Source organism: Pseudoalteromonas arctica (assembly GCF_012927645.1).
GTDB classification, from domain to species: domain Bacteria; phylum Pseudomonadota; class Gammaproteobacteria; order Enterobacterales; family Alteromonadaceae; genus Pseudoalteromonas; species Pseudoalteromonas arctica_A.
This window is the reverse complement of the sequence record NZ_JABBMT010000001.1, coordinates 77,339-90,315: the sequence shown is the minus strand read 5'-3', so window position 1 is coordinate 90,315 and position 12,977 is coordinate 77,339. Positions and strand designations below refer to the sequence as shown.

Sequence of the window (12,977 nt, the reverse complement as noted above, 5' to 3'; positions counted from 1 at the left end):
ATAGTTCCATCAGAAAAATCGTTTTCTGATGGGTTAAGAAAAACAAGTAGATGAGCTCCTAGTGGGCAAGATGGGCAAGTAACTGTGAAAAAGCAAAGACCTGTAAATCTAGATCTAACAACTATATCTATGCCGGCAGCGGCTAAAGCATCAATTTTTCACCGCGTCACCGGTGTTGCATTATTTTTTGCTTTAACGTTTGTCATTTGGGCTTGGTCAGAGTCTCTTTCTTCTGCTGAAGGTTTTGAATTTGTCAAGGATCTGTTTAGCGGATTCATTGCTAAATTTATTGCTTGGGGCACCATTTCTGTATTGGCATACCACCTTATCGGCGGTGTTCGTCACATCATTATGGACATGGGACATTGGGAAGAACTTGGATCAGGTAACCTCAGCGCTAAAATTGCAATGGCACTTGGCGTTGTGGCTGCTGTATTAGCAGGGGTGTGGATATGGTGTTAAATCAAGCAACTCTAAAACGCGATGGCATACAAGATTATGTGTCGTTACGTACCACGGCACTAGTAATTACCGCATATGCGATTTTTATTATTGGCTACTTCTTATGTACGCCTGAAGTCACTTTCGAAGCATGGCAAGGCCTGTTTTCAAATCTAGCAATGAAAGGGTTTACACTAATTACCCTAGTTTGCATTATGGTTCATACCCGTATTGGCCTTTGGCAAGTACTGACTGACTACGTTAAATGCGCAAAATTGCGTGCTGTTTTAGGTTTTGTATTAAACCTAATGGCTGCTGCATACGTAGCAATTGGTCTAATCGTTTTATGGGGTGTTTAAGTGAAATATTCTGTTCGTGAATTTGATGCCGTTGTGATTGGCGCAGGTGGTGCGGGTATGCGCGCGGCACTTGCAATCACTGAATCAGGTAAAACCTGTGCACTTATCTCTAAAGTTTTCCCAACCCGTTCGCACACTGTGTCTGCACAGGGTGGTATTACGGTTGCACTGGGTAACTCACATGAAGATAACTGGGAATGGCACATGTACGATACCGTTAAAGGTTCCGATTTCATCGGTGACCAAGACGCTATCGAATATATGTGTAAAACAGGCCCTGAAGCCATTACTGAATTAGAAAATATGGGTTTACCGTTTTCTCGTTTTGAAAATGGTCGTGTTTACCAACGTCCTTTCGGTGGTCAATCGAAAAACTTTGGTGGCGAACAAGCTGCTCGCACCGCTGCTGCGGCTGACCGTACAGGTCATGCGTTATTACACCTGCTTTACCAGCAAAACGTTAAGAACAAAACGAATGTGTTCTCTGAGTGGTATGCATTAGATTTAGTTAAAAACGATGATGGTAATGTAGTTGGTTGTACAGCTATTGATATCGAAAGTGGTGAAGTTGTTTATTTTAAATCAAAAGCAGTTGTACTAGCCACTGGTGGTGCGGGTCGTATTTTCGCATCAACAACTAATGCCCACATTAATACTGGTGATGGTGTTGGTATGGCCACTCGTGCTGGTATTTCTATGCAAGATATGGAAATGTGGCAATTCCACCCAACCGGTATTGCTGGTGCGGGTACGCTAGTAACGGAAGGTTGTCGTGGTGAAGGTGGTTATCTTTTAAATAAAGATGGCGAACGCTTCATGGAACGCTATGCACCGAATGCGAAAGACTTAGCGTCACGCGATGTTGTTGCCCGTTCAATGATGACAGAAATTCGTGAAGGGCGTGGTTGTGATGGTCCTTGGGGGCCACATATTAAGCTTAAGCTTGATCACTTAGGTGAAGAAACGCTTAATTTACGTCTTCCAGGTGTATGTGATCTTGCTAAAACATTTGCTCACGTTGACCCTGCAAAAGAGCCAATTCCGGTAATCCCTACTTGTCACTATATGATGGGTGGTGTACCAACTAACGTAAATGGTCAAGCGTTACAAATCGATGCTAACGGCAACGAAAAAGTAGTTGAAGGTTTATTTGCTGTTGGTGAGATTGCCTGTGTATCTGTACACGGTGCAAACCGCTTAGGTGGTAACTCATTACTTGATTTAGTGGTATTTGGTCGTGCGGCAGGTAATTTCCTTGGCACTTACTTGAATGACGTTGAAGTATCTAAAGATGCCTCAGATTCAGATTTAGAAGCTGCACTTGCTCGTTTCAATCGTTGGGAAAACTCCACGGTTGGTCAAGGTGAAGATCCAGTACAAATTAAGAAAGACCTACAACAATGCATGCAACTTAACTTCTCGGTATTCCGTGAAGGTGATTCAATGGCAGCAGGTCTAAAAGAGCTTAAAGAAATTCGTGAACGTCTGCAGCATGCACGTCTTGATGATAAATCATCAGACTTCAACACTGCACGTATCGAATGTCTAGAGTTAGACAACATGATGGAAACAGCATACTCAACAGCAGTAGCTGCGAACTTCCGTACAGAAAGCCGTGGTGCACACTCTCGCTTTGACTTCCCAGATCGTGATGACGAAAACTGGTTATGTCACTCAGTATTCAATCCGCTGACGGATGAAATGAGCAAGCGTGATGTAAACTATGCGCCGAAACTGCGTGAAGCATTTCCACCTAAAGCACGTACCTACTAGGAGCGAGACGATGGCACAAGTACAATTTTCTGTTTATCGTTACAATCCAGATGTTGATAACGCCCCACGTATGCAAGAATATACATTGCAAACGGAAGAAGGCCACGACATGATGGTATTGGATGCACTTTTATTATTAAAAGAGCAAGATCCAACATTATCATTTCGTCGTTCATGCCGTGAAGGTGTATGTGGTTCTGACGGTGTTAACATGAATGGTAAAAATGGTCTAGCATGTATTACTCCTTTATCAACACTACAAAAAGGTGGCAAAGGTAAAATCGTAATACGTCCATTACCAGGTTTACCAGTGGTACGTGACCTTGTTATTGACATGAGTCAGTTTTACACTCAATACGAAAAAGTAAAGCCTTATCTAATTAACGATACACCTGCTGCTGGTGAACGTCTTCAATCAATTGAAGAACGTGACAAATTAGATGGTTTGTATGAGTGTATTTTATGCGCATGTTGTTCTACATCGTGTCCTTCGTTCTGGTGGAATCCAGACAAGTTCATAGGTCCAGCGGGTCTTCTTCATGCTTACCGTTTCTTGGCTGATAGCCGAGATACAGCAACAGAAGAACGTTTAGCTGACTTAGACGATGCATTCAGCGTGTTCCGTTGTCACAGTATCATGAACTGTGTTAGCGTTTGTCCTAAAGGTCTTAATCCAACTAAGGCAATCGGGCAAATCAAATCAATGTTAATAAACCGTTCGGTTTAATAATTTTGATAAAATGTAAGATGGCTAATGAGAATTGGCCATCTTGTTATTACAATTAATTTCTGCGCTAAAGAAAAGGGCTTATAAATGCACGAAGGTGTGATGAAGGCATGGCTAGAATCTTCACATTTAAACGGCGGCAACGTTGCTTATATAGAAGAGCTTTATGAAGCGTATTTAGACAATGCGACTTCTGTGCCAGAAGAATGGCGAGAAGTGTTCGAACAATTACCAAAAGTTGATGGTGTGGATGTTGAAGTAAAGCATTCAGAAGTTCGTGCACAGTTTGTGGCGCTTGCGAAAAACAAGCATAGAGAAGTAGTGGTAGCAGAAGGTGGAAGCAGTGACCCTAAACAAGTCAAAGTTCTGCAGCTTATTAATGCTTTCCGTTTCCGTGGTCACCAAAATGCTAACCTAGATCCATTAGGCATTTGGCAACGTGAACGTGTTCGAGATTTAGAACTTGAATATCATGAATTATCTAAAGCTGATTTTGACCGTGAATTTAACGTGGGATCATTTGCCGTAGGCCGCGATACCATGCCTTTAGGTGAGTTATATCAAGCTCTAATGACCACATACTGTGGTTCTGTTGGCGCTGAGTATATGCACATCACATCAACTGAAGAAAAGCGTTGGTTACAGCAACGTTTAGAATCAGTGCAATCACGTCCAACATTCAGTAAAGAAGAAAAGCTACGTATCCTTAAAGGTCTTACCGCAGCGGATGGTCTTGAAAAATATTTAGGGGCTAAGTTCCCCGGTGCTAAACGTTTCTCACTTGAAGGTGGCGATGCGCTAGTTCCAATGCTTAAAGAGCTTATTCACCGTGCTGGTGAAAGTGGCCAACAAGAAGCCGTTATTGGTATGGCTCACCGTGGTCGCTTAAATGTGCTTGTAAACGTACTTGGTAAAAATCCATCAGAATTATTTGATGAATTTGCCGGTAAGCACAAAGAGACACTAAGCTCTGGTGACGTTAAATACCACATGGGTTACTCGTCTGATTTTGCAACTTCCGGTGGCAAAGTTCATATGGCGCTTGCCTTTAACCCATCGCATCTTGAGATTGTAAATCCTGTAGTTATGGGGTCAGTGCGTGCACGTTTAGACCGTTTGGGTGACAGCTCAGGTATTAAAGCACTGCCAATCACTATCCATGGTGACTCAGCTGTTGCAGGTCAAGGGGTTGTTCAAGAAACCTTCAACTTATCGCAAACTAATGCGTTTAGTTGTGGTGGTAGTATTCGAATTGTTGTAAATAACCAAGTTGGTTTTACAACTAGCAAACAAGACGATGTGCGTTCAACAGATTACTGTACAGACATCGCAAAAATGGTGCAATCGCCAATTTTCCACGTAAATTCTGATGATCCTGAAGCGGTTGCATTTGTAACGCAAATTGCGCTTGATTTCAGAAATAAATTTAAACGTGATGTGGTTATTGACTTAGTTTGTTATCGACGTCATGGCCATAACGAAGCGGATGAGCCGAATGCGACTCAACCAATCATGTACCAAAAAATCAAGAAACACCCAGTGCCACGCTTGATTTACGCAGATCAATTAATGGCAGAAGGGTCGTTTACTGAAGATGAAATTAAAGCGCTTGCTGATGATTACCGCAATGGGCTAGATGATGGTCATTGTGTTGTTGAAGAAATTCAACCAGAAACATCACACTCATCGGATTGGGCTAAGTATGTAGGCCATGAATGGAGTGTAGATTACGATGCCAGCGTTCCAGTTGAAAAATTAAAAGAGCTGGGGAATAAAATCGCAAGCTATCCTGAGCAATATAAAGCCCAGTCTCGCGTTAAAAAGATTTACGATGATCGTAAATTAATGGCGGCAGGTGAGAAACGACTTGATTGGGGTATGGCAGAAACACTTGCTTATGCAACAATCGCCACTGAAGGCACTGATATTCGCTTAACTGGACAAGATTCTGGCCGTGGTACATTTTTCCACCGTCATGCCGTTGTTCACAGCCAAACTGATGGTGCAACCTATACACCGTTAGAACATTTAAGTGAAGATCAAGGCACTTTCCAAGTATTCGATTCTGTATTATCTGAAGAAGCCGTTGTTGCGTTTGAATATGGTTATGCAACAGCAGAGCCTACATCATTGGTATTGTGGGAAGCACAGTTTGGTGATTTTGCTAACGGTGCACAAGTTGTATTTGACCAATTTTTAAGTTCAGGTGAGCAAAAGTGGGGCCGCTTGTGTGGTCTTACAATCTTGCTTCCACATGGTTATGAAGGCCAAGGTCCAGAGCACAGTTCAGCACGTCTAGAGCGTTTCTTACAGCTTTGTGCTGATCACAACATGCAAGTATGTGTGCCATCAACGCCGGCACAAGTATATGCAATGTTACGTCGTCAATCAGTCAGACCTCTGCGTCGTCCATTGATTGTAATGACGCCGAAATCATTATTACGCCACCCATTAGCTACATCGACACTTGAAGAGCTTGCAGAAGGTGTGTTCCACAATATGATCGATGAAATCGATGATATTGATGCAGCTAAGGTGGAACGCGTTGTATTTTGTAGTGGTAAGGTTTATTACGAGCTATTACAAGAGCGCCGTAAGCTTGAACAAGACAATATTGCTATTGTGCGTGTTGAGCAATTATATCCATTCCCTCATGATGAAATGGACGCTATTATGGCGCGTTATCAGCATGTGAAAGATTTTGTTTGGTGTCAAGAAGAGCCACAAAACCAAGGTGCTTGGTATTGTTCACAACACCACTTTGTAGAAGCAATTCCACAAGGTGCTAAGCTTAAATATGCAGGTCGTAAAGCATCAGCTTCTCCAGCATGTGGTTACATGTCAGTGCATACTAAAGAACAACAAGCGCTAGTCGCAGACGCGCTTACTATTGAAAAGAAAGGATAAGCAATGAGCACAGAAATTAAAGTTCCTGTTCTTCCTGAGTCGGTTGCTGATGCTTCCGTTGCTACATGGCATGTAAGTGTTGGCGACAAAGTAAGCCGTGATCAGAACTTAGTAGACATCGAAACAGACAAAGTTGTTTTAGAAGTTGTTGCACCACATGACGGTGTGATCACTGAAATTTCACAAGAAGAAGGTGCAACCGTACTTGGCGACCAAGTGATCGGTATTATTGGTGACGCTGATGCAGCAGCGCCAAGTGAAGACGCTAAGAGCGAAGCACCAGCTTCAGACAAACAAGAAAACGCGCCAGAGGCGCCATCAGCACCAGCATCAGAAGGTAAAGAAGTGGACATTAAAGTACCTGTACTTCCAGAATCAGTCGCAGACGCGACAGTAGCTACTTGGCATGTGCAACCAGGTGACGCAGTAACTCGCGATCAAAACCTAGTTGATATCGAAACTGATAAAGTTGTTCTTGAAGTTGTTGCCCAAGAAGATGGCGTAATGGGTGAAATCATTCACGCAGAAGGCGATACAGTTCTGGGTGACCAAGTTATCGGTAAAGTTAAAGCCGGTGCAGCACCCGCTAAATCTGACACTAAAGCGGATACATCAGCAGCGGCTAAAGATGAGAGTTCAAGTGATAGTTCAGATGTGTTAACACCATCTGTACGTCGTTTAATTGCTGAGAAAGGCCTAGATGCGTCTAAAATTAAAGGCTCTGGTAAAAATGGTCGTGTGACAAAAGAAGATGTTGATCAATTCTTGAAGTCACCAGCGCCTGCAGCGAAAACTGAAGCAGCGCCAGCGGCCCCAATGGGTGACCGTACACAAAAACGTGTGCCTATGACTCGTTTACGTAAAACCATTGCTAATCGCCTTCTTGAAGCGAAAAACTCTACTGCAATGTTAACGACATTTAATGAAGTTAACATGAAGCCAATTATGGATCTTCGTAAGCAGTATCAAGAAGTATTCGAAAAGCGCCACGGTATCCGTTTAGGTTTCATGTCTTTCTACGTAAAAGCGGTCACTGAAGCATTAAAACGTTTCCCTGATGTAAATGCATCAATTGATGGCGATGATATCGTATACCACAACTATTTTGATATTAGCATTGCTGTTTCTACGCCGCGTGGCTTAGTGACACCAGTACTTAAAGATTGCGATAAGCTGTCTGTTGCTGAAATTGAAAAAGGTATTCGTGAACTAGCCCTTAAAGGTCGTGACGGTAAGCTTTCGCTTGACGATATGACCGGTGGTAACTTCACTATCACTAACGGTGGTGTATTCGGTTCGTTACTATCTACTCCAATTATTAACTTACCGCAGTCGTCTATTTTGGGTATGCATAAAATCCAAGATCGTCCAATGGCTGTTAATGGTAAAGTTGAAATACTGCCTATGATGTATTTGGCATTATCTTATGATCATCGTCAAATAGATGGTAAAGAATCTGTTGGCTTCTTAGTAACAATTAAAGAGTTACTTGAAGATCCAACTCGTTTATTACTGGATGTTTAATTCAGTTGTATAAAATATAAGCTGTGAGTCATATTCACAGCTTTTTTTTGCGCCTTTGGTCGTACTGGGGTTTTCATGTTAAGCCTTGGGATCTATACTAGGTGCGCAATTTGGGATAGCTGTCTGTTTATAAAAATAGTCAGCTCTTTTAGTATAAAAAATTGGATAAAGCATCATGAATTTGCATGAGTATCAGGCAAAACAACTTTTTGCCGAATATGGTTTACCAGTTTCTCAGGGGTTCGCGTGCGATACACCTGAAGAAGCTGCAGCAGCTGCTGAGAAAATCGGCGGTGATATGTGGGTTGTTAAAACTCAGGTTCACGCAGGTGGACGTGGTAAAGCTGGCGGTGTAAAGCTAGTTAAAACTATCGACGAAGTTAAAGCGTTTGCAGCTAACTGGTTAGGTAAAAACCTAGTTACTTACCAAACAGACGAGAATGGTCAGCCAGTTGCTAAAATTTTAGTAGAAAGCTGTACTGATATCGCCAACGAATTGTACTTAGGTGCAGTTGTTGACCGTGCATCTCGCAAAGTTGTTTTTATGGCGTCTACCGAAGGCGGTGTTGAAATTGAAACTGTTGCTGAAGAAACACCAGAGCTTATCCACAAAGCGGAGATCGACCCATTAGTAGGTCCTCAAGCTTACCAAGCACGTGAACTAGGTTTCAAATTGGGTCTTAACCCAACACAAATGAAGCAGTTCGTTAAGATCTTTATGGGTCTTGGCAACATGTTCAACGATTTCGATTTCGCACTTTTAGAAATCAACCCGTTAGTAATCACAGATGAAGGTAACCTTCACTGTCTTGACGGCAAAATCGGTATCGATGGTAATGCACTTTACCGTCAACCAAAAATCCGTGAGTTCCACGATCCATCTCAAGAAGATGCACGTGAAGCACATGCAGCAAGCTTTGAGCTTAACTACGTAGCGCTAGACGGTAACGTAGGTTGTATGGTTAACGGTGCAGGCCTTGCGATGGGTACTATGGACATCGTAAACCTACATGGTGGCAAGCCAGCTAACTTCCTAGATGTTGGTGGCGGCGCGACTAAAGAACGTGTTTCTGAAGCATTCAAAATCATTCTTTCTGACGACAATGTTAAAGCTGTTTTAGTTAACATCTTTGGCGGTATCGTTCGTTGTGACATGATCGCTGAAGGCATCATCGGTGCAGTTAAAGAAGTTGGTGTAAACGTGCCAGTAGTTGTACGTTTAGAAGGGACTAACGCTGAGCTAGGTCGTGACGTTCTTAAAAACTCAGGTTTAGATATCATTGCTGCTGAATCACTAACAGACGCGGCTGAAAAAGTTGTTGCTGCTGCGGAGGGCAAATAATGTCTGTATTAATCAATAAAGATACAAAAGTTATCTGTCAAGGTTTCACCGGTGGCCAAGGTACTTTCCACTCTGAGCAAGCGCTTGAGTACGGTACACAAATGGTGGGTGGTGTAAGCCCAGGTAAAGGCGGTCAAACGCACCTTGGTCTTCCAGTATTTAACACTGTACGTGATGCAGTACAAGAAACTGGCGCTACAGCTTCAGTAATCTATGTACCTGCACCTTTTTGTAAAGATGCTATCTTAGAAGCTATCGATGCAGGTATCGAGCTAATCGTTTGTATCACTGAAGGTATCCCAACGCTTGATATGGTTGACGTTAAGGTTAAGCTTGACGCAACTGGTACGCGCATGATCGGTCCTAACTGTCCAGGTATTATCACTCCTGGCGAAACTAAGATTGGTATCATGCCTGGTCATATCCACAAACCTGGTAAAGTAGGTATTGTTTCTCGCTCTGGTACTTTAACGTACGAAGCGGTTAAGCAAACTACAGACGCTGGTTTTGGTCAGTCTACGTGTGTTGGTATTGGTGGCGACCCAATCCCTGGTACTAACTTTATCGACGTTTTAGAAATGTTCGAAAAAGATCCACAAACTGAAGCAATCGTAATGATTGGTGAAATCGGTGGTACTGCAGAAGAAGAAGCTGCAGAGTACATCAAAGCTAACGTAACTAAGCCTGTTGTTTCTTACATTGCTGGTGTAACTGCACCAGAAGGTAAGCGTATGGGTCACGCTGGCGCAATCATCGCAGGCGGTAAAGGTACTGCTGATGAAAAATTTGCTGCACTAGAAGCTGCGGGCGTAAAAACTGTACGTTCACTTGCTGATATCGGTAAAGCACTTAAAGAAAAAACAGGCTGGTAATCAATCAGCGTTTATTCTTTAAAAAAGGCTCGCATTGCGAGCCTTTTTGTTATCTAAGTTTAATATGGATAGCTTATATGCTGAAAAAATCGCACAGATAAATCTTGGCGTTGTTTATTAATTGCTAACTCATCACATAAGCCATGAACGGCTTTTTCTACTTGGTTCATAAAGCGACCATAGCCAATTTCATGTTTATTATGCTCAGCTGCAACAATGACAAAATGCAGTGTTTCGACTAATTTATCGGCTTCAAAAAATATTTTTATTTGTGGCGCTGTATCTTCTATATCAAAACTAATTTTTTGTAGCTCTTCATTTCCTTCATTTCGATCAACTTGGCTGTTGCGAATTATTGGCATTGCACCATTAGCAACCATTGCAGCGTGGGTGAGTTTATTGTCTCCACATAACTGGGTGAATAGTTTTGAAAAGTGAGTATAGAACGGCTGATAAGTTTGGCTGTTAATCTCACTCTGAAATTGCGTTTTAATATTACGAGTTAGCGGTATAGAAAAGGTGACATAGGTCATTTCTGCGTGTGTGCTTGGTATCTCGCATTGTCTTGATTGATAACGAGGGTATAAACTTCTTAATTTATAACCGTAACTTTCTTTATTGCCTTTTTCTTTAGCGAATAAATCATAGGTTAAATGCTGATGATCACGTAATTTAAAGCGAGGTTGATCTACAAATAATTGCTGTTGTAAAAGATCCAAAACTTTTTGTACATTGTTATGAAATTGTGCAGAGTGAGCACGAATATCATCCCCAGTGGCTAAAAACAGTAAGCGGATTTTTTTACTTTGTTGATTTTCTGTGTAATGAAGTTTATGTGCTTCATGGTAACGAGGATTATAAAAAAACAACATTTGCTTATCTGTTTCAAGTTGATAAGACTCATCATTAAATCGTACGACTGGCAGTTTATCATTGGCGAGTAAATGCACATTGTGGAGTTCATATTCATCACAAGCGGCAAATAATTGGCGAGCAATACGCTGATAACATGCATTAATATTATTAAAGCTCTTATAAAACTCATCGTTTGGCGTAATTTCAGCTAATAAGTAATGGTTTGCTCTAGCATTGCTTGGGATATAAACACGGTGTTGATTTAATGAAGCCATCTTTCGTTCCTGTAAGTTGGGTTTATTTTTATACTATAGAATGCTTTGATGACTCAAATATTGCGCTAAAACAATTTTTGTTCATAAACTATCCCTTATTAAACAAACTTTGTTAATTAGCAGCATAAACCCGTATCTATTACTGTATGTTAGGCTTGGTTTTTGTAATAATGAATTAGTTTTGTTATCACGCAATATACAGAGGTTTATACTCCTATGGCGGAAATCGAGAATCGCCCAAGTAACTTTATTAGAACCCGAATTGATGAAGATTTAGCAAGTGGAAAACATGCCACAACGCATACCCGTTTCCCACCAGAACCTAATGGTTTTTTACATATTGGCCATGCAAAATCTATCTGTTTAAATTTTGGTATCGCACAAGATTATAACGGTCTGTGTAATTTACGTTTTGATGATACTAACCCAGAAAAAGAAGACATCAACTATGTAAATTCAATAAAAGAAGACGTGCAGTGGTTAGGCTTCCAATGGGATGGTGAAATTAATTATTCATCTAACTATTTTGATGCCCTATATGGTTATGCGGTTGAGTTAATTGAAAAAGGCTTGGCTTATGTGTGTTTTTTAACGGCAGATCAAGCCCGTGAATACCGAGGCACATTAAAAGAGCCAGGTAAAAATAGCCCAACTCGTGATACTAGTCCTTCAGAGAACTTGGCATTATTTGAAAAAATGCGTGCTGGTGAATTTAAAGAAGGCGAATGTGTACTACGTGCAAAAATCGATATGGCCAGTTCATTTATGGTGTTACGTGATCCAATTATTTACCGTGTTCGTTTTGCTCATCATCACCAAACAGCGGATAAGTGGTGTATTTACCCAATGTATGACTTTACGCACTGTATTTCAGATGCGCTAGAGGGTATTACCCATTCCTTGTGTACGCTAGAATTTCAAGATAACCGCCGTTTATATGATTGGGTATTAGATAATATTAGCCTTGAATGCCACCCACAACAAATTGAGTTCTCCCGCTTAAACCTTGAATACACCATAATGTCAAAGCGTAAGCTAAATGACTTAGTGGTCAATGGGCATGTTGAAGGGTGGGATGATCCACGTATGCCAACAATAGCTGGATTACGTCGTCGCGGTTATACTCCTGCATCGATCCGTGAGTTTTGCTCACGTATTGGCGTAACTAAGCAAGAAAACATGGTTGAAATGGGCATGCTTGAAGCCTGTATCCGTGAAGACTTAAATGAACATGCTCCACGTGCTATGGCTGTACTTGATCCGGTTAAAATCGTGATTGAGAATTATGAAGCCGACATCGTTGAAACATTGTCTGTTGCTAATCACCCAAATAAAGAAGAAATGGGCCGCCGTGATGTGCCTTTCACTCGTGAAATTTTTATTGAGCGTGAAGACTTCCGTGAAGAAGCAAACAATAAGTTTAAACGTTTAGTACTTGATAAAGAAGTTCGCTTACGTGGTGCTTATGTTATTAAAGCTGAGCGCGTTGAAAAAGACGAAAATGGCGAAATAACCACGATTTTCTGTAGCTATGATCCAGAAACGCTGGGCAAAAATCCAGCTGATGGACGTAAAGTAAAGGGCGTTATTCATTGGGTTTCAGCCTGCGAGTCAATTACCGCAGAAGTACGCTTATATGATCGTTTATTCAGCGTCCCAAACCCTGCAGCAGCTGAAGACTTTGCAACAACTTTAAACCCTGATTCATTAGTGGTATTAGCAAACGCAAAACTTGAGCCATCACTTGCCAATGCAGAGGCTGCACAAGGTTTTCAATTTGAACGTACGGGGTACTTCAGCCGTGATACTAAGTCACAGAACATTGTATTCAATCAAACAGTTGGTTTACGTGATTCTTGGACTAAAACACAGCAGTAGTTTTTTATCCCTTCACTCAAAGGC

Annotated in this window: 10 protein-coding genes; 9 read left to right on the top strand and 1 reads right to left on the bottom strand. The window is 41.6% G+C overall.

All coding sequences use genetic code 11. The annotated features are described in order from the left end of the window. Window positions 1-84: 84 nt before the first annotated feature. From sdhC to sucD, 8 genes are all read left to right on the top strand, one after another. A complete protein-coding gene (sdhC, locus tag HHO47_RS00445; RefSeq protein WP_169017832.1) occupies window positions 85-462 on the top strand; it encodes a succinate dehydrogenase, cytochrome b556 subunit in 378 nt (125 codons plus the stop codon). Beyond that, window positions 453-800: a succinate dehydrogenase, hydrophobic membrane anchor protein gene (sdhD, locus tag HHO47_RS00440; RefSeq protein ID WP_169017830.1), complete on the top strand. Its 348-nt coding sequence runs from the start codon at window positions 453-455 to the stop codon at window positions 798-800. The genes sdhC and sdhD overlap by 10 nt, the downstream gene beginning before the upstream one ends. Beyond that, window positions 801-2,573 carry a succinate dehydrogenase flavoprotein subunit gene (gene sdhA / locus HHO47_RS00435; RefSeq protein ID WP_169017828.1) on the top strand — a complete coding sequence of 591 codons (1,773 nt, stop codon included), beginning with the start codon at window positions 801-803 and terminating at the stop codon, window positions 2,571-2,573. Between the two features lie 10 nt (window positions 2,574-2,583). Continuing rightward, window positions 2,584-3,300 (top strand): succinate dehydrogenase iron-sulfur subunit, encoded by a 717-nt coding sequence (locus tag HHO47_RS00430; RefSeq protein WP_064666153.1) that lies wholly within the window; start codon window positions 2,584-2,586, stop codon window positions 3,298-3,300. Between the two features lie 87 nt (window positions 3,301-3,387). After that, entirely contained in the window at window positions 3,388-6,207 is a 2,820-nt protein-coding gene (locus tag HHO47_RS00425) for a 2-oxoglutarate dehydrogenase E1 component (protein ID WP_169017826.1), read from the top strand. 3 nt (window positions 6,208-6,210) lie between these two features. Further along, entirely contained in the window at window positions 6,211-7,731 is a 1,521-nt protein-coding gene (gene odhB / locus HHO47_RS00420; protein ID WP_169017824.1) for a 2-oxoglutarate dehydrogenase complex dihydrolipoyllysine-residue succinyltransferase, read from the top strand. 175 nt (window positions 7,732-7,906) lie between these two features. Then, entirely contained in the window at window positions 7,907-9,073 is a 1,167-nt protein-coding gene (gene sucC, locus HHO47_RS00415; RefSeq protein WP_169017823.1) for an ADP-forming succinate--CoA ligase subunit beta, read from the top strand. Continuing rightward, the gene (gene sucD / locus HHO47_RS00410) at window positions 9,073-9,945 is read left to right on the top strand and encodes a succinate--CoA ligase subunit alpha (protein ID WP_169017821.1); all 873 of its coding nucleotides are present in this window, start codon (window positions 9,073-9,075) and stop codon (window positions 9,943-9,945) included. Before sucC ends, sucD begins: the two co-directional genes overlap by 1 nt. A gap of 59 nt (window positions 9,946-10,004) precedes the next feature. On the opposite strand, the gene HHO47_RS00405 is transcribed toward sucD, so the two are convergent. Next, a complete protein-coding gene (locus tag HHO47_RS00405; protein ID WP_169017819.1) occupies window positions 10,005-11,075 on the bottom strand; it encodes a DUF3083 family protein in 1,071 nt (356 codons plus the stop codon). Window positions 11,076-11,291: 216 nt separating this feature from the next. On the opposite strand from HHO47_RS00405, the gene glnS reads away from it, so the two are divergent. Beyond that, window positions 11,292-12,953: a glutamine--tRNA ligase gene (glnS, locus tag HHO47_RS00400; RefSeq protein WP_169017817.1), complete on the top strand. Its 1,662-nt coding sequence runs from the start codon at window positions 11,292-11,294 to the stop codon at window positions 12,951-12,953. Window positions 12,954-12,977 lie beyond the last annotated feature (24 nt).

Coding starts and splice junctions, on each gene's coding strand:
- HHO47_RS00430 (WP_064666153.1), top strand. CDS start 2,584: ATGGCACAAGTACAATTTTCTGTTTATCGTTACAATCCAGATGTTGAT.
- sdhD (WP_169017830.1), top strand. CDS start 453: ATGGTGTTAAATCAAGCAACTCTAAAACGCGATGGCATACAAGATTAT.
- HHO47_RS00425 (WP_169017826.1), top strand. CDS start 3,388: ATGCACGAAGGTGTGATGAAGGCATGGCTAGAATCTTCACATTTAAAC.
- HHO47_RS00405 (WP_169017819.1), bottom strand. CDS start 11,075: ATGGCTTCATTAAATCAACACCGTGTTTATATCCCAAGCAATGCTAGA.
- glnS (WP_169017817.1), top strand. CDS start 11,292: ATGGCGGAAATCGAGAATCGCCCAAGTAACTTTATTAGAACCCGAATT.
- odhB (WP_169017824.1), top strand. CDS start 6,211: ATGAGCACAGAAATTAAAGTTCCTGTTCTTCCTGAGTCGGTTGCTGAT.
- sucC (WP_169017823.1), top strand. CDS start 7,907: ATGAATTTGCATGAGTATCAGGCAAAACAACTTTTTGCCGAATATGGT.
- sucD (WP_169017821.1), top strand. CDS start 9,073: ATGTCTGTATTAATCAATAAAGATACAAAAGTTATCTGTCAAGGTTTC.